Here is a 19,413-nt window from a genome sequence, read left to right as displayed (position 1 = left end):
CCGATGAATTGGACTGACATATTCATTCGCAGGCCAGTACTTTCACTGGTGGTGAGTGCACTCGTTTTAGTTTTTGGTCTAAAGGCTATCGGATCTTTGCCAGTAAATCAATATCCGCAAACGCAGAATGCAATCGTCACAATCACCACTGCTTACTACGGTGCAGATCCAGAAACGATTGCTGGTTTTATTACGCAACCTCTGGAAGCTTCTATTGCGCAGGCACAGGGAATTGATTATTTATCCTCAACGAGTGTCAGTGGCATATCTACTATTACCGCTACTTTGAAGTTGAACTACGATTCCAATGCGGCATTAACGCAAATTCAGACACAAATTAGCGCTGTTAAAAATCAATTGCCACCGCAGGCGCAGCAGCCTGTGCTGACAGTTCAGGTAGGTCAGTCTACTGCTGCGATGTATATGGGTTTCTATAGCGACGACATCCCCAATAACGCAATTACCGATTATTTGTTGCGAGTCGTAAAGCCTAAGCTGGATTCTGTTGAAGGCGTGCAGAATGCTGAGATCACCGGCGGCAGAAAATTTGCATTGCGTGCTTGGTTGGACCGTGAAAAGATGGCGGGCCTTGGAGTGGGCGCTGATGATGTCTATAGCGCGATGTCAGCCAATAACTACCTCTCGGCAGTTGGTAGCACTAAAGGCGATATGGTTGCAGTCGACCTAGTAGCCGGCACCGATTTACATACTTTAGATGAGTTTCGTAAGCTGGTAGTTAAAAAAGATGGTGTAAACATTGTTTATCTAGATCAAGTGGCCAGTGTTACATTGGGCTCAGAGGACTACAACACCAATGTTGCTTTCAGCGGCAAAAAATCGGTCTTCATTGCGATTAAGGTAGCGCCACAAGCGAATCTACTTGATGTTGCGCAGCGGGTACGTGATGTGGTGCCCGGTATTCAGAAGCAGTTGCCGATTGGCATGACTGGTAAAGTCGTATACGACTCAACAGAGTTTATTACTAGCTCTATTGATGAAGTAGTCTCTACCTTGTTAGAAGCCTTGGTGATTGTGACCATCGTTATTTATCTCTTCTTGGGTAGCGTGCGCGCAGTTGCAGTACCGGTGATTGCTATGCCACTCTCACTCATTGGTACATTCTTTCTAATGCAAGTGCTGGGTTATTCCATTAATTTGCTAACCCTATTGGCTTTGGTATTGGCGATTGGTTTGGTGGTTGACGACGCCATCATCGTGGTTGAAAACGTTGACCGGCATATGAAGGAGGGTAAGTCGCCTCTAGAAGCCTCATTGATTGCTGCCCGTGAATTGGGCGGGCCTATTTTAGCGATGACGGTTGTCTTGATTGCGGTATATATCCCAATTGGCTTTCAGGGCGGATTAACCGGCGCCCTCTTTACGGAATTTGCATTCACTCTGGCTAGTGCAGTTGCCGTCTCTGGTTTGATTGCATTAACGCTTTCACCAATGATGTGCTCACGCATCTTTACTGAAGAGCAAGAAGCATCCTCTTTTGTGCAAAAGATCGATCAGGTGTTTGATAGGGTTCATCACAGCTATCAAACCACTCTGCGTGATTTACTCAGTACATGGCAAGTAATTATTGTGATGGGTGTAATTCTTCTCGGTGGCGTTGCTTATCTTTACGCCACTGCTCGTGCCGAACTAGCCCCAACTGAAGATCAAGGCATTGTGTTGATGCAAGCTTCTGGGCCACCTAATAGCACTGTTAATCAAATGCAGACTTACGCAGATCAAATTTATGCGATTGCAGCTGCAGAACCAGAATATGAGCAGGCTTTCCAAATTACCAGTCCAACCTCCAGCTTTGGCGGTATCTTGTTAAAAGATTGGAGTGAGCGCAGTCGTAATGCTACGAAGTTTCAAGAAGACATGCAGCAGAAATGGAATACGATTGCTGGTGCTCGCGTAGCGGCCTTTCAGTTTCCCGCCTTGCCTGGAGCCCAGGGCTTGCCAGTGCAGGTGGTTATTAACACGACTGAATCATACGAGCAGCTTAATGAAGTATCCCAAGCAGTGCTAGATAAAGCCCGTCGTTCTGGAAACTTTTTCTTTGTCGATTCTGATTTAAAGATAGATAAACCGCAGGACATATTAGTAATTGATCGTGAGAAAGTAGCCGCTTTAGGTATGACCCAACAACAAGTTGGTGCCGCCCTCTCTGCAGCTTTGGGCGGTGGTTATGTCAATTACTTCTCAGTTGCTGGGCGCTCTTACAAGGTGATTCCACAAGTCAAGCAGGTAGATCGTTTAAATCCAGATCAAATTTTAGATTACTACATTCGTACTCCAAGTGGTGCGATGATTCAGGCGCGTACGATTGCAAGCATTAAGCAAAAGGTGGTACCTCAATCCATTAATCACTTTCAGCAGTTAAATTCAGCAACAATTTCAGGTGTAAGTACACCGTTTATTTCGCAAGCGGATTTATTAGAGTACATGCGTCAAACTCTAAAAGAGGTTGCACCCAATGGTTACAGCATGGACTATGCGGGCCCATCACGTCAGTTTATGGCTGAGTCTGGTGGCTTCTTGGTTACGATGTTCTTCGCGATTTTGATTGTGTTCTTGGTGCTTGCTGCACAGTTCGAAAGTTTCCGTGATCCGATTGTGATTTTAGTATCAGTCCCGCTTGCGCTCTTTGGCGCGCTTATCTTTATTAATTTGGGATTCACCACTTTAAACGTGTATACCCAAGTGGGCTTAGTGACACTAATGGGGCTTATTAGTAAGCACGGTATTTTGATTGTGGAGTTTGCTAACGAGTTACAAGAGGCGGGACGCAGTAAGCTCGACGCTATTGTTGAGGCAAGTAGTGTGCGTCTGAGACCAATTTTAATGACAACTGCAGCGATGGTATTGGGCGTCTTGCCTTTAGTGATCGCCTCTGGCGCAGGCGCTGCTGGCCGTCAATCTATGGGTATTGTGATCTTTACTGGATTATCTATCGGTACGCTATTTACTTTGTTTGTGGTGCCTGCAATGTATCTGTTTATTGGCGCCGATCATCACCAGAAGAAATTTAAGCAAGAGTAAAGCGCGCCTAATGAAAGCTACTCAATGTCGCCTATTTAACGATATTGAGTTCTTTTTCAGCAACATCGTTATAGCAAGTTTCGTTCTCTAATCGCTTCAGCCACGCATCAATATTTTTGAGGTCTGCCCGCACGCCAGTTTCCTTTGGAAAAGTTTTATTCAGTAGAATCCAGCGGCTCACACAAAGTGCAAGTGCGATATCGCCAATATGAAATTTTTCGCCAGAACAATAAGCTTGTTCACTTAAGGTTTGATCCAGTAGGCCTAAAAGTTGATTGGTATCTTGATAGGCCTTTTGAATCGCGTGATGATTACGCTCTGCCTCTGGTGTTCTGGTGAGGCCCAAAAACGCAATACGTAAGGCTGGCCACATTGTGCCCAGTTGCCAATCTAACCACTTTTCGGAACTATATTGAGCTCGAACGTCTGACGGGAATCGTTTGTTTTTGTCCTGCTCTTTGGCAAGATAACGCATGATGGTATTGGATTCCCAAAGGGTTAGGTCATTCACCATCAATGTGGGGACAAGACCATTGGGATTCATTTTTAGGAATTCGGGCGTATGGTTAACGCCAAAGTGAAGCCCGGCATCAATGCGCTCAAAGTCCTTACCTTCTTTTAGGCCTAACTCAGCAAGACACCACAATACTTTTTGAACATTGATGGAACTTTTGCGACCCCATAAACGCATCATGGCATTTCCTTAAAAGACTATTTAAGTAGTTTTTGCTTCTGAAAAATCAAGGCCAACAAATTTGCTGCGAGCAAAAATGAGCGGTTCTTTCTCAGGGTGATTTTTTAAGTTAATCACTTTGGCAACAATGATGTTGTGGTCTCCGCCGACATGTACAGAAACGGTCTCACATTCATAGTAGGCAACGCAATGCTCAATTTGGGTCAAGCCGCTTTGGGCAAGCTTGTGAGCAATAGCAGCAAATTGATTTTCTTTCACGGTGGCAAAATGCATCGCCAAATTTTCTTGGGAGAGTTCAAGAACGTGAATGAGGTGCTTCTTACCCACTTCTACCCAAGGCATCAGGCGAGAGTGTTTTTTTAGACTCCACAGAATCAATGGCGGCTCGAGGGAGACTGTATTGAAGGAGCTTATGGTGATGCCGTGATGCCCTTGGTGTTCATCAAGGCAGGTAATGACGGTGACCCCAGTTGCAAATGAGGCAAATCCTTTGCGTAACTCTTGCGAAGTAAATGGGGTCATCAAACTGGACTTACTTTGCTTCTGCTTTAACTGCAGGAGCGATAGTTGTGCCTGGAATTGGAATTAAGACTTCATTTTCTTCAGTCTTCACGCATTTAAAGCGATATTCCTTACCTGCTTTAGAAAGAAAGCTGGCACCCTCATAAAAATCGTTTCTACAAGCCTTGGTAGCAAAGTCCATAACGTCTTGTGGATCGGCGCTTGAAGTAATGAGACGCATATTGCCCATAGACATATTAATTTGGGTCGAATAGCACCCTGTCAGGGCTAAGCCAGAAATTGCGGTTAATAGTAGAATTTTTTTCATGGAAGCCTCCATAATTAGCAATGCTCGTTAGGATAAACCTATTAGGCATTTGTTGTGGAGAAATGCCTCGTTATAAAAGGAAGAGACATGTTTAGAGCAATATTAATATATAAGGATGATCAGGGCTATCGCGCTGAGCTGGGGCAGGCAGATGAGGCCAGCCTCCCAGAGGGTGAGGTTCGGGTTAGGGTTCTCTATTCCACCCTCAATTACAAGGATGGCCTAGCTATTACTGGAAAAGGCCCAGTGGTCAGAAGCTTTCCAATGGTTCCCGGGATTGATTTTGCGGGAGAGGTATTAGAAAGCGCCAGCCCCGACTTTAAGACTGGGGATATGGTTCTCTTAAATGGCTGGGGAGTAGGCGAGGGGCATTGGGGTGGCTTGGCTCAGCAGGCCAGGGTGAAGGCGGAATGGTTAATCCCACTTCCAAAGGGATTTACGGCTAAGCAAGCCTTAGCAATTGGTACTGCTGGTTACACAGCAATGCTCTGCGTCATGGCTCTACAAAAGCATGGTCTTAAGCCAAGTGATGGCGAAGTGTTGGTGACTGGAGCCGCAGGTGGGGTTGGTAGCTTTGCGATTACTTTGCTAAGCAATCTCGGATTTACTGTGGTTGCTAGCACTGGTCGAATAGCTGAGGCGGAGTATTTAAAGAAGTTGGGCGCTACTGAAGTGATTGATCGCGCAACTCTATCTGCTCCAGGCAAGCCTTTGGCAAAAGAGCGTTGGGCTGCAGTGGTTGATAGCGTTGGCAGTCATACCTTGGCTAATGCTTGCGCACAAACCAAGAGCGATGGCGCAGTAGCCGCTTGCGGGCTTGCTCAAGGCATGGATTTTCCATCCAGTGTTGCACCATTTATTTTGCGTGGCGTAACTTTATATGGCATTAATAGCGTCACCGTGCCACGTGCAAAACGAATTGCTGCTTATGAGCAATTGAGTAAATTACTTGATCTTAAAACTTTAGATGAAATCTCGCACGAAATTACTTTGGAAGAGTCTATAAAGTATGCCCAAGAGTTGATGGCGGGTAATGTGCGTGGTCGCTTAATTGTTGATGTGAATAAGTAAAACGAGGTTGAAACTTACTCTGCAGTTTGAGGTTTGCGCGCACTCAATGTTGACCAAACCTCAAGCTTCTCAGAGTTAGAAAGATCGGACCAATCTGCAATTTCAGTGAGCGTGCGATAGCATCCCCGGCAGTAACCATTCTCGGGGTTGATTTCACACCAATTGATGCAAGGTGATGGGACTGTTGTCAAAATAAACCTAATAGCAATTCAAAAGAAAAAACTCAAATCATGACTACTCAAGATCAGAGAAAAGCGGAAAGCGCTATTCATTATCCATTAGGAGAGGCGCTTCCTGAGCTTGGTAGCACGATTGAGATTGTCCCTGGCGTTCGCTGGCTTAGGATGAAGCTCCCTTTCGCTTTAGACCATATCAATCTCTGGCTTTTGCGCGATGAAATAGATGGTGTTGCCGGCTGGACTATTGTTGACTGCGGTATTGCGAATGAGGAGACTAAGACTTCATGGGAGAAGGTCTTTGCTACTCAGCTAGAGGGTTTACCAGTCCTTAGGGTTCTCGTAACGCATATGCACCCAGATCACGTGGGTTTATCTCAATGGTTATGCGAGAAGTGGAATGCGCCTTTATGGATTTCCATGACAGATTTTTTAACCGCTCAGTGGCTCAGCTGTAAAGAAGGTGGGGCTGCAATTGGTACACGTGCTGGCGGCGGCGGATCTGCAGATCATTTCCAGAAACATGGCTTAACTAGTCCAGAGGATTTAGAAAAAATTCGGGCACGCTTTAATTACTACAGCAATATGGTTCCAGGTATGCCTCGCCAATATCGCCGCATTATGAATGGTGAAAATATTTTGATCGGTGGACATCAATGGCAAGTCATCATGGGATATGGCCACGCACCTGAGCATGCCTCAATATTTTGTAAAGATCTTGAAGTGTTGATTTCAGGTGACATGTTGTTGCCGCGTATCTCTACCAATGTCAGTGTCTTCGATGCCGACCCAGATGCAGACCCCTTAGGCTTGTACTTAGATTCGCTTGATGAATATTTGCCCTTGCCAGATGACACCTTAGTATTGCCTTCTCATGGCAAGCCATTTACAGGCATGAAGCCACGTATTGCACAACTGAAAGCACATCATGATGAGCGCTTGGCTGATACGCTCGGTGCATGTAAAAAACCGGCGCATGCTCGAGAGATTGTGCCGGTTCTATTTAAGCGTGAATTAGATATTCATCAACTTACTTTTGCGATGGGTGAGGCTATTGCCCATCTGAATTACCTACTTCGTCGAGGAAAGTTGGATCGCCGGCTTTGCGAGGACGGCGTGTTGAGGTTTTCCGTGGTTTAGCTTTTACGCTGCTTGTTTTGGTATGTGACTCTTCTTTTGGTGTCGCTCCTGTGGCGCCTGCTGCAGATACTGCATCTCCAAATGACTTTAAGGCCATCATCGTGGCGTGCTGTACTTCAAGGCCCTGAATAGTGGACTTGAGGATATTGAGGTTCAAATTTAGCCAGTTCTCAACACTTTTGAGGTCCTTGATACGCTTTTCAAGTTCTTCAACATCTAGGCCTGGAAAGGCTGCGCCAAAGCCACCAGCAGCTTTAGAGGCATCTGTGGTGAAGGGGAATTGGCCGGCCTGACCAGCTGCGCCTTGCCCCCACATGGTTTTAAACATTTCAAGGCTTTGATTAAATTCTGGAATTGTTCCAAACATACCTACTCCGAGTCAAATTAAAAGTGGCTTTTCCAATAGAATAAGGGATTCTAGAGATTTATCCCGGTTAATCAATGCAATCTAATGGTATGTCCCAGCCTTACACACGTGGTCAGGCGCTTCCCGAGCTGCTGAAGCAGCGTATTCTGATTTTGGATGGTGCGATGGGTACCATGATTCAGCAATACAAATTGACTGAGGCTGATTACCGCGGCTTGCCTGCTAATACTCGCTTTGCTGAGCATCCAGGGGATATTAAGGGCAATAATGAACTCTTGGTTTTGACCCAACCGCAAATTATTAGCAAGATACACGAGCAGTATCTGGATGCTGGTGCCGATATCATTGAAACAAATACTTTTGGCGCAACATCAGTTGCTCAAGAGGATTACAAAATGGCCGGTCTTGCGCGTGAGATGAACGAAGTCTCTGCAAGACTTGCTCGTGCAGCTTGTGAAAAATACAGTACCCCCGATAAGCCTCGTTTTGCTGCTGGAGCTATTGGCCCCACACCAAAGACAGCAAGCATTTCTCCAGATGTCAATGATCCGGGAGCGCGTAATGTCACCTTTGATGCGTTGCGCGCTTCTTATCGTGAACAGATTGAAGGTTTGTTTACTGGGGGCGTAGATTTATTTTTAGTTGAAACCATTTTTGACACACTCAATGCCAAAGCGGCGTTGTTTGCGCTAGATGAATTCTTTGAAGAGACGGGTGAGCGTTTGCCGGTGATGATCTCCGGTACGGTCACTGATGCTTCTGGGCGAATTTTGTCTGGTCAAACGGTTGAAGCATTTTGGAATAGCTTGCGTCACATTAAGCCGCTAACATTTGGTTTAAATTGCGCCTTAGGTGCCGCCTTGATGCGCCCGTATATTGCAGAGCTCGCACGTATTTGTGACGCAGCCGTATCTTGCTACCCTAATGCTGGCTTGCCTAATCCCATGAGTGATACTGGCTTTGATGAAACCCCAGAAATTACTTCAAGCTTAGTAGATGGTTTTGCTAAAGATGGCTTGGTTAATTTAGTCGGTGGTTGCTGCGGTACTACACCCGATCACATTCGCGCGATTGCTAACGCAGTTGCTAAACGTAGGCCTCGTGCTTTCTATCGCGAAGATTCTGAGGCAGCGGCATGAGTAAGTTAGATAAAAAAGCCATGCCTGCAATGAAGCTTTCAGGGCTTGAGTCATTTAACATGACTCCAGAAGTTGGTTTTGTGAATATCGGCGAGCGTACGAACGTCACAGGCTCCAAAGCCTTTGCTCGCATGATTCTGAATAACCAGTTTGATGAAGCGCTCGCAGTAGCGCGTCAACAGGTTGAGAATGGGGCACAAGTCATCGATATTAATATGGATGAGGCGATGCTGGACTCTGAGGCGGCCATGGTGCGCTTCTTAAATCTGATTGCTTCTGAGCCTGATATTGCTCGAGTTCCGATCATGATTGATTCTTCCAAATGGACCGTGATTGAGGCCGGCTTGAAATGTATTCAAGGTAAGCCAATCGTTAACTCCATCTCCCTAAAAGAAGGTGAAGAACCTTTCAGAAAGCAGGCGCGCTTAATACGTCGTTATGGTGCCGCTTCTGTGGTGATGGCATTTGATGAAGTTGGTCAAGCGGACACATTCAAGCGCAAGACAGAAATCTGTCAGCGTTGCTATCAAATCTTAGTAAATGAAATCGGCTTTCCAGCTGAAGATATTATTTTTGACCCAAATATTTTCGCAATTGCTACTGGTATTGAAGAGCATGATAACTATGCGGTCGACTTTATTAACGCTACTCGCTGGATAAAACAAAATCTTCCGGGCGCCAAAGTCAGTGGTGGCGTTTCTAATGTGAGCTTCTCATTCCGCGGTAACGATCGGGTGCGTGAAGCGATTCATACCGTATTTTTGTATCACGCCATTCAGGCTGGTATGGATATGGGCATTGTGAATGCGGGTCAGTTAGGTGTATATGCTGATTTAGATCCAGAGCTCCGTGAACGGGTTGAGGATGTGGTTCTGAATCGCTTTCAAGTGAAAGAGGGCAAAACGCCAACGGAGCGTTTACTCGATATTGCCGATCAATTTAAAGGCGGTGGCGCTAAGCAAGTAGAGAACTTGGTATGGCGTGAGGCTCCTGTGCGTGAGCGTTTAACCCATGCCTTGGTTCACGGCATCACCAATTTTATTGAAGAAGACACAGAAGAGTTACGCTCTGAAATCATGGGTACAGGTGGTAGGCCGATTGAGGTAATCGAAGGCCCGCTCATGGATGGTATGAATGTTGTTGGCGACTTGTTTGGTGCGGGAAAAATGTTCTTACCTCAAGTAGTTAAAAGTGCGCGCGTTATGAAGCAAGCTGTGGCTATTCTGATTCCTTATATTGAAGAAGAGAAGCGTCAACACGTTGCTGCTGGTGGTGAAGCCAAAGCCAAAGGCAAGATCGTGATGGCTACAGTGAAGGGTGATGTACACGATATTGGAAAAAATATTGTGACTGTCGTTTTGCAATGCAATAACTTCGAAGTAGCCAATATGGGTGTGATGGTTCCTTGTGCTGAGATTCTGAAGCGTGCTAAGGAAGAAAATGCAGATATCGTAGGCCTTTCTGGTTTGATTACGCCATCACTGGAAGAGATGACTTATGTTGCTCAAGAGATGCAGCGTGATGATTATTTCCGTGAGCGTCAAATACCACTGATGATTGGTGGTGCCACAACCTCACGCGTGCATACCGCTGTGAAGATTGCGCCGCATTACGATGGTCCGGTAGTGTATGTACCGGATGCATCACGCTCAGTATCTGTAGCATCAAGCCTACTTTCAGATGAGAGTGCTAAGAAGTTTATTCAAGACTTGCGTGATGACTATGTTCGTATTCGTGAGCAACATGCTAATAAGAAAGCTGCGCCAACCATTTCTTTGGAAGCGGCTCGTAAAAATCGCGAGCTCATTGATTGGTCTTTGTATGTCCCTGAGAGGCCAAAATTTATTGGTCGCCGCGTATTTAAAAACTTTGCACTAAGCGACATTGCTAAATATATTGACTGGACCCCATTCTTTCAAACATGGGATTTGGCTGGCAAGTTTCCGGCCATCTTAGATGATGGGATTGTGGGTATTGAGGCTCGCAAGGTATTTGAGGATGCTAAGGTCTTGCTTGATAAGTTGATCAAGGGCCAATGGTTGCAGGCTGATGCGGTAGTGGCTTTCTATCCTGCTAATACGATTGGCGACGATATTGTTTTGTATAGCGATGAAGCGCGCGAGCACCCACTATTTGTGTGGCATAACTTACGCCAACAGGCTGAGCGTCCAGTGATTGATGGGCTGCGCAGACCAAATCGTTGCTTAGCGGATTATGTTGCTCCAAAAGATTCTGGTGTGGCTGACTACCTTGGATGTTTTGCGGTTACAACTGGCCATGGCGTGGAAAAGAAAGTAGCAGAGTTCCAGGCTAAGCATGATGACTATAGTGCGATTATGTTGAAAGCTTTGGCTGATCGCTTGGCAGAAGCATTTGCTGAGCTGATGCATCACCGAGTGCGTACTGATTTATGGGGTTATGCCACGGATGAGATTCTGACGAACGATCAGATGATTGAAGAAAAGTATCGTGGTATTCGTCCTGCACCTGGTTATCCCGCTTGCCCGGCTCACGAAGTGAAAAAAGATCTACTGAGAGTCATCGGTTCCGAAGATATTGGTATGACCTTGACTGAGTCGATGGCCATGAACCCGGCTTCTAGTGTGAGCGGTTTTTATCTTGCCCATCCAGATGCGCGTTATTTTAATGTTGGAAAAATCTCAGCTGATCAGCTTGAGGATATGGCTAAACGTCGTGGTGAGTCTGTCGAAGATATCCGCCGCCAATTGGCAAGCCTAATAGATTAAACGCCCCACATCACGGGTTCGTCTTTGGCTTTAGCCTGCTTCATTAGCTCAAGAAACGGGTAGGCCCTTTGGCCAAGGCGATCAGCCAGCTTTGGTTTTTCAGCCTCCTCTTTAGTTTCATCCTGGGTCTTAGAGCGCTCCTCGAGATCTTTGAGGATGGCAGTCTCTAGAGTTGTAATCAGGGCAGGGAGTTGCTCAACCATGAGGATCCCGCGAGACTCTAGTGGACGACCCAAAATATCGAAGATCCGCTTGGTCAGATCGGCCATCATAATGACGTCTGGACCAGCTTTTGAGCGAAATTGATAGATCATTTCAATAGCTTACCACCTGATAAACTCACTCTTCTATGTTGTTAACCAATAAAAATCGTTTAATTCAGATGCTTGGCAGTGCGCTTGGGAGCCTTGCTCGGGAGCGTGGCTTAGATCAGCCCACTGCGCCACGTTTAGAGCGCCCCAAGGCCGTTGATCATGGTGATGTCGCCTGCAATATCGCTCTTCAGTTATCAAAGGCCTGGAAGCTCAATCCCAGGGAGTTGGCTCAGGCTTTGGTTGAGTGTTTGCAAAAAGAGCCTGGTTTTGACCAGCTTATTAATTCTTGTGAAATTGCAGGCCCTGGATTTATCAATTTTCGCTTAAGTAATGCTGCAAAAACAGCGGTAGTCAATGAGATCCTGACAGAAGGCCCCTATTTTGGTGAGCTACCAAAAGATCGGGCTACAGTGCCAAACGCTATGATTGAGTTTGTTTCAGCCAACCCTACAGGTCCCCTGCATGTTGGTCATGGCAGACAAGCTGCGCTTGGTGATGCGCTGGCAAATTTATTGGCAACCCAAGGGACTAAGGTGCATCGTGAGTTTTATTACAACGATGCTGGGGTGCAAATTGCTAATTTGGCTTTATCTGTTCAGGCGCGTTTAAATGGCTTGAAGCCTGGCGATTCGGCTTGGCCAGAGCAAGCTTATAACGGTGAGTATATTGCCGAGATTGCTGCTGCTTTCAAAAGTTCTCCAGAGTACAAGGATGATCTTGAGGCCATTCGTCTTTTTGCGGTTGCTTATTTGCGTAATGAGCAAGACATCGATTTGAAAACGTTCGGCGTGCAATTCGATTGCTATTACTTAGAATCATCTCTATATACCGACGGCAGCGTTGCGCAAATTGTGGGCGATTTACAAAGTATCGGCAAGACCTATGAGTCTGAAGGCGCATTGTGGTTAAGAACTACAGATGATGGCGATGATAAAGATCGTGTGATGCGCAAGTCTGATGGCAGCTTTACTTACTTCGTTCCTGATGTGGCGTATCACACTAGTAAATGGAATCGGGGTTTCCATAAGGTCATTAATGTACAAGGCAGCGACCATCATGGCACGATAGCCCGCGTTCGCTCTGGCTTGCAGGGCGTGGCACAAAAGCGCGGCTGGGATATTCCGAAGACTTATCCAGATTATGTTTTGCATAAGATGGTAACCGTGATGCGCCATGGTGAAGAGGTCAAGATTTCTAAACGCGCGGGTTCTTATGTCACCGTGCGTGATTTGGTTGAGTGGTCTGGCGGAGTTACTCCCGAGATGACTCCTGAAACAAGAGAGTTGGCATTACAACGTGGCCGTGATGCGGTGCGCTTTTTCTTGATCTCACGCAAGGCAGACACTGAATTTGTTTTCGACATTGATTTAGCCTTACAGCAAAATGACGAGAATCCAGTGTTTTATGTTCAGTATGCTCATGCGCGCATCAATTCAATCTTGCAGCAATGGGGTGGTCAAATTTCTGATTTGGCTTCAGCTGACTTATCTTTGTTGCAAAGTAAAGCATCAGACCATTTATTACGTCGTTTAGCAGAGTATCCTGAGGTACTTACCGATGCTGCTGCTGAGCTGGCTCCTCATGCGCTTGCGTTCTACTTGCGGGACTTGGCCGGCGATTTTCATACCTTCTATAACGCAGACCGTGTGCTAGTAGACGATCAAAATCTCAAGGCGGCTCGTCTGGCGCTACTATTGGCGACCCGCCAAGTACTACAAAATGGTTTAAAAGTATTAGGGGTATCTGCACCCGCTAAGATGTAGTGGCGGTGTATGAAGTGAAAATGTAAGATGAGGAAATGATGAAACAACCGAATCAACAAGCTGGCTTCATAAAGATCGACGGGAAGAACGCCCAGTATGGCGGCACTATCCTCGGTTTTGTGGTCGGCCTGGGCGCGGGATTAGGAATTGCTCTGGCGATTGCCTTGTATCTCTCTAAAAATACCCCTCAAGAAAAGCCTGGGGTTCGTGCGCCTAATCTACCGCTGACCATTAAGCCTTCCGCAGCACCCACTGAAGGCGAGGCTGCAGCTCCGATAGAGCCATTGGATTTGAATAAGCCTTTGCAAGGAAAGTCACAAACATCGGCTCCATCTGATCCAATTGGCGATTTGGTAAGCGGCAAAAAGCCAGCCGAAACTGGCTTAAAAACGGATGCCATTTATTTCCTGCAAGTAGGGGCGTTTGTAAAGCGCGCTGATGCTGACGCACAAAAAGCAAATTTAGCCATCCAAGGAATTCAAGCGCAACTGAGTGAAGTGACTGCTGATGGCAATACCTTATGGCGTGTGCGTGTAGGCCCTTACAATAATCCTGATGAGGGCAATCCTGTGCGGGATAAGTTAAGTAGCATGGGCATTAAACCAACCCTGATTAAATCTAGCAAATCATGATCTCATTTAGCAAAAGAGCCTTTACATTACTGACATTGCTGTGTCTTAGCGGACTTGTTGGTGCACAAAGCCAAAAGATCGAGGAAGGGTTCGATTACCGCATTCTTCCAATTGCACAACCCGTTGAGACCAAGGGCAAGGTAGAGGTTATTGAGTTCTTTTGGTACGGCTGCCCCCATTGCTACGACTTTGAGCCAGAGCTTACTAGTTGGATGAAGCGCCAGCCTAAGGATGTGACTTTCCGCAGAGTGCCCGTTGCCTTTCGTGATGACTTTATGCCACACAGTCAATTATTTTATGCGCTCGAAGCATTGGGTAAAGGTGATGCCCTAAATGAAAAAGTTATGTATGCCATGCATAAAGAGAACAAGCGCTTATTAACTGAGTCGGAGATTGCGGATTGGGTTGCATCGCAAGGAATTGATCGCAATACTTTTCTGGCCACCTATCGCTCTTTTGCTGTGGCCTCTAAAGCACGTGCAGCAAAGCAATTGGCGGAAGCCTATCGTATAGATGGCGTCCCAACGATTGTGATGCAAGGCAAGTACGTTACATCACCCTCGATTGCTGGCACTAAGGCTAAAGCAATAGCAGTAATGGATTATCTTGAAGAAAAAATCCGTAAAAATAAATACAAACAGTAACTACCCTACATCGGCCGCTATTTAGATTTTGACGAAGCGGCGCACTATCCAAAAGTAGATGGGATACGGCATGATTCTGAGGAATTTTAAGAATCTTGAAAATCGCTTAGGAAAGTGAATATCAAATTCTCCCCTTTGAATACCATTCAAAATTTCAGTGGCCGCCTCTTCAGCGCTAATCAGGGCAGGCATCTCAAAATCATTTTGAGCGGTTGCTTCGGTGGCTACAAAGCCAGGAGAAATCATGTGAACGCTCACTCCCTGAGGGAGTAGATCGTAGTAAAGCGTCTCGCAGAAATTAATGATGGCAGCTTTGCTTGGTCCATAGGCTAAGGCCTTGGGAAGGCCACTGTAGCCTGCAACACTTCCCACAATAGCAATATGACCTGCGTGAGCTTTAAGCATTTCAGGCAATACAAGCGCAACAGATCTCATGGGCCCCAGGAGGTTTGCATCAATCGTTTGCTCTGCGATATCAATATCAAAGTTGTCCGCCCGAAGGGGTGCATACATACCAGAAACAAATAGCAATAAATCAATCCCGCCCCATGCGCTCAAAATTGATTGGTAGCCATTTTTCAATTGCGCATCAACAGTTACATCTAATGGCACTACAAGTGCTTGCCCTGGATGACCAAGATCTGCAATTGGATGTAAGCGCTCCACTCTTCGGCTGGAGAGCGCCACTTTAGCTCCAGTTTTAATCAATGCTTTAGCGCAAGCCTCGCCAATCCCGCTGGAGGCACCAATCAACCAGACGCGTTTTTCTGAAAAATCAGGGAGCCCTTTTTGTTTCATGCGCTCAGAGCATTCGGTGATGCTTGTATGGGTTTATGGCTGAGGGTGAATTGCACAACATCAATATTACGCTCTGAAAACCCAGCAGCACAATACATCAAATAGAAATTCCAGAGCCGTACAAAAGCTTCATCAAACCCTAGGCCATGCACTTCATACAACTTTTGATTGAATCTGTCACGCCAGAGGCAAAGTGTTTTAGCGTAGTCAGCCCCAAATGCAAATTCTCCGTCAATCTGAAGTCCTGCTTTGGCAGCACTCTCTTTAAAGCTGGTGCGTGAAGGTAGCATGCCGCCAGGAAATACATATTGTTGAATAAAGTCGGTGCTATGGCGGTAACGTTCAAAGAGTTCTTCAGCAATCACAATTGTTTGAATACAAGCTTTGCCACCAGCCTTTAAGCATTTGGCAATCGTTTGAAAATATTCTGGCCAATGCTTTTCGCCAACAGCTTCAAACATTTCTACAGAGGCAATACCCTCAAATTGTTCTTGGCAATCGCGATAATCCTGAAGACGTACAGCAAAAGGTGCGGGGCGTTCGATTTGCGATTGAACTTTTTGTAGCCTATCTTCGGCAAAGGCTTTTTGCTCAGTTGAAAGCGTAAGGCCAGTAATCGCTATATTGCTACGAAGTGCTTCTTCCATGACGCCACCCCAACCACAGCCAATTTCTAAAACATGGTCGCCAGGTTTGGTGTCGAGGGACTGCAAAATGCGAGTGATTTTGGCGCGTTGGGCATCAGCGAGCGATTGTTTTTCACCCTCTGAAAACCAAGCGCTCGAGTAACTCATGGTGGGGTCTAGCCATAAGGTGTAAAAGGCATTACCTAGGTCATAGTGGGCATGGATATTCTTGCGGCTGCCAGTCTTGCTGTTATCCCGTAACCAGTGTCTGATGCGATATAGTATTGATCCATACCAGCTACCATAAATCGCTTTTTCTAAAATTCTGCGATTACGAATTGCAAGCTCTAGAACGGCTTTGAGGTCTGGAGTGTTCCACTCTCCGCGAATATAACTTTCAGCAAAGCCAATATCCCCGCGTGACAGAACTTGCTTAAATACAGACCAATCCAGAATTTGAATCTCGGCATGCAATGCGTCTGATTTATTGCCAAATTCTCTGATATTGGCATCGGGTAGTGTTACTTTTAGGTGACCACTGCTAAGTTGGGATAAGAGGCTCAGTAGAGTTTCTGCACCCAAATGAGATTGCTTCTTCTGAGCAGGCCGTTTCGGCTGCGAAAAGTTAAGACGCGAAAGTAAAGATTGACCAGGACGATTCATTTGCTAACTTCAAATTCGGGTGGAGTGGGCTTGGAGTGAAAGGGTACACCTTTTACCCATAGTTTGAATGCTTGCCAATGTATCCGAAAAATGACCCCAAGACTCATCAGTGGGTAACGCAAAAACGCTAGCCAAAGGTTAGATCGACTGAGTGGGCGACTACTACCGCTAATGCTTGTATTGATAAGCGGGAGGCCATCTTCGTGAAGCTCAATACGGCAAACAGAATTTGCACCGCTATTGCTGTCTTGCGGGAATAGGAAGCGAAAATGATAGTTGCCACGCACTGCACAAAATGGCGAAACATGAAATACCTTTTGACTGCTGAGCGTTTCACCTGAGCGCAATACCTCGCCAGAATTTTTATGCAATAGGTAACAGTGGCGCTCGCCAAAGGTATTGTTCACTTCAGCCAATACGGCCTGTACTTGGCCGTTTGCACGGGTGCATATCCAAAAACTCACTGGGTTGAATACATAACCCAATACCCTGGGAAAGGTTTGTAACCAGATTTCCCCATCAATATTTGGAACCTGGTTTTCTTGCAAAATGTTTTCAATCCACCGCAAGCTATCTGCTTGTCCTAAGCCATGGTCTTTATCAAAGAAAGAAAACAAGCCTAGGCGATTGTCGTGAAGCCCGTGCCGACTCAGAAGATCGGAAGCTTGCTGTCTTGCTCGCATCGGAATTGATAGAGTAAAAACACCATAGCCAAAGCTATTCCTAGCCGGTCTAAGTCGCTGATGTTTTACAACCCCAAAGTTAATCTTTGGCTGATTCATTTATTGCGCATCTTGTTTGGGGTGGCTCTTTAGCGGTGAGTGAATACTTTCTATTAAGGCCTCTGCAACCAACTCGCCTGAGCGTAAACCATCTTCATGAAAGCCGAATCCAGTCCAGGCGCCACAATACCAGATTGACGCCGTGCCTTGTATAAGAGGCAATTCTTTCTGAGCTTGGATAGCGCTCATATCGAACACTGGGTGTGAATAGTGAATCTCTTGATGCACTAGTTTTGGATCGGGTTCTGATGCGGGGTTCAGGCTAACAATAATTTGAATGTCTTTTAATTGTGCAGGAAGAGGCTGTAAGCGATTAATCAGGTAGTTCACGCTCACGTGCTGTTTGGATGAAATCGTCATGCCAGATTTAGCAGTGTAGTTCCAAGCAGCCCAACAACGTTTTGCTTCTGGTAAAAAGCGAATATCTGTATGGAGAATGGCACGATTTTTTTGGTAAGGAATTACTGCCAAAATATTGCGAGCCTGTTGATGAATGCCATGAACGAGATCAAGCGTTTGATCGCTATGACATGCCATCACGACCTCATCAAAAAAAGCTGAACCTGATTGACTGATTACCTCAACCTGAGATCCGCCGTCTTGATTGGCGTTAACGCGTACAACACCTTCGCGCACAATCTTTACTTTAGACTCTTTAAGGGCGGCAATGATGCGTTTGACATACTCCCGAGAGCCACCTTTGATAGTTAACCATTGTGGACGATTCTGAATTTGAAGCAAACCATGGTTATGGCAAAAGCGGACCATTGTTTGAATGGGAAACTCGAGCATTTGCTCGACTGAGCATGACCAGATTGCGCCAATCATCGGCAGAAAATAATTCTCTTTGAAGCTTTGGCTAAATCGATTGCGGTCTAAAAAATTAGCAATAGTTTCATCAGGCTCTTTGTAAAGGTGTCCCGCTTCAATTTGCTCTTGGGCTAGCTGAGTGGCCAAGCGATTAAAGCGCAAGATATCAAAAGCCATTCTCCAAAATGATGGAGATAAAAGATTTGATCTTTGTCCAAAGAAGGAGTTTAGGTCATTGCCTGCCCATTCAATATTCCGATGGGCATGTTTTTTATCGGATGTATCAATCGATACGGAGAAGGACATTTCAGAAGGCGCTACTGGGGCTTTAATTTCTTCAAAGAGGCGGACTAAGCGTGGATATGTTTTGCGATTAAAGACTAAGAATCCGGTGTCAACACCATGAGAGATTTCTTTTCCATCAATAGTGCACTTGAAGTCGACGGTGTTGCTGTGGCCGCCGATATGATCGCCAGCCTCATACAGGGTTAGGTCAAATTCAGGATGCTCTCGTAGCGCATAAGCACATCCAAGGCCAGAAATACCAGCGCCAATAATGGCAACTCTTTTTTTGCTCATTGGGGTTTTTCTGCCAAGAGTTTTTCGATCTCGGTAGTGATAGTGCTGCTGGTTGGCTTAGTCATACTGCCATACGAGTCAACAACATTGCCATTTCGATCGATCAAATATTTATAGAAATTCCATTTTGGTGTTGTGCCAGTTTTAGTAATCAACATCTTGAAGAGGGGGTTTGGGTTGCTGCCTGAAACTGAACTTTTTGCAAACATCGGAAATTTCACGTCATAAGTATTTTTACAAAAGTCAGCAATCTCCTTATTGCTACCTGGCTCTTGCTGACCAAAGTCATTGGAGGGGAAGCCTAGAACGATGAAGCCTTGATCTTTATATTTGGCATAGATCTTTTCTAGGCCCTCATATTGGCCCGTAAAACCACAAAAGCTGGCGGTGTTGACTACCAGAATCACTTTCCCCTGAAATTGGCAGAGATTTTGAGGTGTCTCATCCTGCAGGCGTGGAAAGGTCTGAGACAGTAAGGGGCTGCAGCTGGGGGCTGCATTGACAACTTGGGCTCCTAATAGGAGGGCAGTTAGGATAAAAACCCAAGTAAAAACTGTACGGGGTAAGTAGGATGACTCGCGGTGCATGAAGCGCCTTCTT

Annotated in this window: 19 protein-coding genes; 8 read left to right on the top strand and 11 right to left on the bottom strand. The window is 45.9% G+C overall.

Going from position 1 to position 19,413, the window contains the following annotated elements; translation table 11 throughout:
• Positions 1-3 precede the first annotated feature (3 nt).
• The gene (locus tag AOC07_RS08875; protein WP_215357574.1) at positions 4-3,039 is read left to right on the top strand and encodes an efflux RND transporter permease subunit; all 3,036 of its coding nucleotides are present in this window, start codon (positions 4-6) and stop codon (positions 3,037-3,039) included.
• Between the two features lie 31 nt (positions 3,040-3,070).
• On the opposite strand, the gene AOC07_RS08870 is transcribed toward AOC07_RS08875, so the two are convergent.
• From AOC07_RS08870 to AOC07_RS08860, 3 genes are read right to left on the bottom strand one after another with little or no spacing between them, the layout of a single operon-like run.
• On the bottom strand, positions 3,071-3,733 hold the full coding sequence (locus tag AOC07_RS08870) for a glutathione S-transferase family protein (RefSeq protein WP_215357573.1): 663 nt from the start codon (positions 3,731-3,733) through the stop codon (positions 3,071-3,073).
• Positions 3,734-3,754: 21 nt separating this feature from the next.
• On the bottom strand, positions 3,755-4,255 hold the full coding sequence (locus AOC07_RS08865; RefSeq protein WP_215357572.1) for a flavin reductase family protein: 501 nt from the start codon (positions 4,253-4,255) through the stop codon (positions 3,755-3,757).
• Positions 4,256-4,265: 10 nt separating this feature from the next.
• Positions 4,266-4,562 carry a hypothetical protein gene (locus tag AOC07_RS08860; RefSeq protein WP_215293326.1) on the bottom strand — a complete coding sequence of 99 codons (297 nt, stop codon included), beginning with the start codon at positions 4,560-4,562 and terminating at the stop codon, positions 4,266-4,268.
• Positions 4,563-4,649: 87 nt separating this feature from the next.
• Here AOC07_RS08860 and AOC07_RS08855 point away from each other — a divergent pair, with 87 nt between their 5' ends.
• Positions 4,650-5,633 (top strand): MDR family oxidoreductase, encoded by a 984-nt coding sequence (locus tag AOC07_RS08855; protein ID WP_215357570.1) that lies wholly within the window; start codon positions 4,650-4,652, stop codon positions 5,631-5,633.
• Between the two features lie 14 nt (positions 5,634-5,647).
• On the opposite strand, the gene AOC07_RS08850 is transcribed toward AOC07_RS08855, so the two are convergent.
• Positions 5,648-5,824: a DUF1289 domain-containing protein gene (locus AOC07_RS08850; protein WP_215293324.1), complete on the bottom strand. Its 177-nt coding sequence runs from the start codon at positions 5,822-5,824 to the stop codon at positions 5,648-5,650.
• A 39-nt stretch (positions 5,825-5,863) separates the two neighbouring features.
• Between AOC07_RS08850 and AOC07_RS08845 the strand changes: the two genes are divergently transcribed.
• Complete coding sequence (locus AOC07_RS08845; protein WP_215357568.1) at positions 5,864-6,949, top strand: MBL fold metallo-hydrolase; 1,086 nt, start codon at positions 5,864-5,866, stop codon at positions 6,947-6,949.
• On the opposite strand, the gene AOC07_RS08840 is transcribed toward AOC07_RS08845, so the two are convergent.
• Positions 6,861-7,316 (bottom strand): PhaM family polyhydroxyalkanoate granule multifunctional regulatory protein, encoded by a 456-nt coding sequence (locus AOC07_RS08840; RefSeq protein ID WP_215357566.1) that lies wholly within the window; start codon positions 7,314-7,316, stop codon positions 6,861-6,863. The two genes, AOC07_RS08845 and AOC07_RS08840, sit on opposite strands and share 89 nt — an antisense overlap.
• Before the next feature lie 74 nt (positions 7,317-7,390).
• Here AOC07_RS08840 and AOC07_RS08835 point away from each other — a divergent pair, with 74 nt between their 5' ends.
• Positions 7,391-8,455: a homocysteine S-methyltransferase family protein gene (locus AOC07_RS08835; RefSeq protein ID WP_371816716.1), complete on the top strand. Its 1,065-nt coding sequence runs from the start codon at positions 7,391-7,393 to the stop codon at positions 8,453-8,455.
• Complete coding sequence (gene metH, locus AOC07_RS08830; protein ID WP_215357563.1) at positions 8,452-11,202, top strand: methionine synthase; 2,751 nt, start codon at positions 8,452-8,454, stop codon at positions 11,200-11,202. The genes AOC07_RS08835 and metH overlap by 4 nt, the downstream gene beginning before the upstream one ends.
• On the opposite strand, the gene AOC07_RS08825 is transcribed toward metH, so the two are convergent.
• Complete coding sequence (locus AOC07_RS08825; RefSeq protein ID WP_215293317.1) at positions 11,199-11,516, bottom strand: DUF1840 domain-containing protein; 318 nt, start codon at positions 11,514-11,516, stop codon at positions 11,199-11,201. The two genes, metH and AOC07_RS08825, sit on opposite strands and share 4 nt — an antisense overlap.
• Positions 11,517-11,551: 35 nt before the next feature.
• Between AOC07_RS08825 and argS the strand changes: the two genes are divergently transcribed.
• Genes argS through AOC07_RS08810 form a run of 3 tightly spaced genes read left to right on the top strand, consistent with a single transcriptional unit; the run spans position 11,552 to position 14,555 of the window.
• Positions 11,552-13,279 carry an arginine--tRNA ligase gene (gene argS, locus AOC07_RS08820; protein WP_215357562.1) on the top strand — a complete coding sequence of 576 codons (1,728 nt, stop codon included), beginning with the start codon at positions 11,552-11,554 and terminating at the stop codon, positions 13,277-13,279.
• Positions 13,280-13,314: 35 nt separating this feature from the next.
• On the top strand, positions 13,315-13,911 hold the full coding sequence (locus AOC07_RS08815; protein ID WP_215357561.1) for an SPOR domain-containing protein: 597 nt from the start codon (positions 13,315-13,317) through the stop codon (positions 13,909-13,911).
• Positions 13,908-14,555, top strand: a complete 648-nt coding sequence (locus AOC07_RS08810; RefSeq protein WP_215357560.1) for a thiol:disulfide interchange protein DsbA/DsbL — start codon at positions 13,908-13,910, stop codon at positions 14,553-14,555. The genes AOC07_RS08815 and AOC07_RS08810 overlap by 4 nt, the downstream gene beginning before the upstream one ends.
• A 21-nt stretch (positions 14,556-14,576) precedes the next feature.
• On the opposite strand, the gene AOC07_RS08805 is transcribed toward AOC07_RS08810, so the two are convergent.
• Genes AOC07_RS08805 through AOC07_RS08785 form a run of 5 tightly spaced genes read right to left on the bottom strand, consistent with a single transcriptional unit; the run spans position 14,577 to position 19,400 of the window.
• Positions 14,577-15,353 (bottom strand): SDR family oxidoreductase, encoded by a 777-nt coding sequence (locus AOC07_RS08805; RefSeq protein ID WP_215357559.1) that lies wholly within the window; start codon positions 15,351-15,353, stop codon positions 14,577-14,579.
• The gene (locus AOC07_RS08800) at positions 15,350-16,642 is read right to left on the bottom strand and encodes a cyclopropane-fatty-acyl-phospholipid synthase family protein (RefSeq protein ID WP_215357558.1); all 1,293 of its coding nucleotides are present in this window, start codon (positions 16,640-16,642) and stop codon (positions 15,350-15,352) included. Before AOC07_RS08800 ends, AOC07_RS08805 begins: the two co-directional genes overlap by 4 nt.
• A complete protein-coding gene (locus tag AOC07_RS08795; RefSeq protein WP_215293304.1) occupies positions 16,639-17,424 on the bottom strand; it encodes a DUF1365 domain-containing protein in 786 nt (261 codons plus the stop codon). The genes AOC07_RS08800 and AOC07_RS08795 overlap by 4 nt, the downstream gene beginning before the upstream one ends.
• Positions 17,425-18,813, bottom strand: a complete 1,389-nt coding sequence (locus AOC07_RS08790) for an NAD(P)/FAD-dependent oxidoreductase (RefSeq protein ID WP_215357557.1) — start codon at positions 18,811-18,813, stop codon at positions 17,425-17,427. It lies immediately after the preceding gene.
• Positions 18,810-19,400, bottom strand: a complete 591-nt coding sequence (locus AOC07_RS08785) for a glutathione peroxidase (RefSeq protein WP_215357556.1) — start codon at positions 19,398-19,400, stop codon at positions 18,810-18,812. Before AOC07_RS08785 ends, AOC07_RS08790 begins: the two co-directional genes overlap by 4 nt.
• Positions 19,401-19,413: the final 13 nt, after the last annotated feature.

Origin of the sequence: Polynucleobacter sp. UB-Raua-W9, from assembly GCF_018687435.1 — a bacterium.
In the GTDB taxonomy this organism is placed as follows: Bacteria; Pseudomonadota; Gammaproteobacteria; order Burkholderiales; family Burkholderiaceae; genus Polynucleobacter.
This window is presented reverse-complemented; position numbering and strand designations above follow the sequence as displayed.

Coding starts and splice junctions, on each gene's coding strand:
- AOC07_RS08875 (WP_215357574.1), top strand. CDS start 4: ATGAATTGGACTGACATATTCATTCGCAGGCCAGTACTTTCACTGGTG.
- AOC07_RS08845 (WP_215357568.1), top strand. CDS start 5,864: ATGACTACTCAAGATCAGAGAAAAGCGGAAAGCGCTATTCATTATCCA.
- AOC07_RS08805 (WP_215357559.1), bottom strand. CDS start 15,353: ATGAAACAAAAAGGGCTCCCTGATTTTTCAGAAAAACGCGTCTGGTTG.
- AOC07_RS08790 (WP_215357557.1), bottom strand. CDS start 18,813: ATGAGCAAAAAAAGAGTTGCCATTATTGGCGCTGGTATTTCTGGCCTT.
- AOC07_RS08860 (WP_215293326.1), bottom strand. CDS start 4,562: ATGAAAAAAATTCTACTATTAACCGCAATTTCTGGCTTAGCCCTGACA.
- AOC07_RS08840 (WP_215357566.1), bottom strand. CDS start 7,316: ATGTTTGGAACAATTCCAGAATTTAATCAAAGCCTTGAAATGTTTAAA.
- AOC07_RS08855 (WP_215357570.1), top strand. CDS start 4,650: ATGTTTAGAGCAATATTAATATATAAGGATGATCAGGGCTATCGCGCT.
- AOC07_RS08795 (WP_215293304.1), bottom strand. CDS start 17,424: ATGAATCAGCCAAAGATTAACTTTGGGGTTGTAAAACATCAGCGACTT.
- AOC07_RS08835 (WP_371816716.1), top strand. CDS start 7,391: ATGCAATCTAATGGTATGTCCCAGCCTTACACACGTGGTCAGGCGCTT.
- AOC07_RS08800 (WP_215357558.1), bottom strand. CDS start 16,642: ATGAATCGTCCTGGTCAATCTTTACTTTCGCGTCTTAACTTTTCGCAG.
- metH (WP_215357563.1), top strand. CDS start 8,452: ATGAGTAAGTTAGATAAAAAAGCCATGCCTGCAATGAAGCTTTCAGGG.
- AOC07_RS08870 (WP_215357573.1), bottom strand. CDS start 3,733: ATGATGCGTTTATGGGGTCGCAAAAGTTCCATCAATGTTCAAAAAGTA.
- AOC07_RS08865 (WP_215357572.1), bottom strand. CDS start 4,255: ATGACCCCATTTACTTCGCAAGAGTTACGCAAAGGATTTGCCTCATTT.
- AOC07_RS08815 (WP_215357561.1), top strand. CDS start 13,315: ATGATGAAACAACCGAATCAACAAGCTGGCTTCATAAAGATCGACGGG.
- AOC07_RS08810 (WP_215357560.1), top strand. CDS start 13,908: ATGATCTCATTTAGCAAAAGAGCCTTTACATTACTGACATTGCTGTGT.
- argS (WP_215357562.1), top strand. CDS start 11,552: ATGTTGTTAACCAATAAAAATCGTTTAATTCAGATGCTTGGCAGTGCG.
- AOC07_RS08785 (WP_215357556.1), bottom strand. CDS start 19,400: ATGCACCGCGAGTCATCCTACTTACCCCGTACAGTTTTTACTTGGGTT.
- AOC07_RS08825 (WP_215293317.1), bottom strand. CDS start 11,516: ATGATCTATCAATTTCGCTCAAAAGCTGGTCCAGACGTCATTATGATG.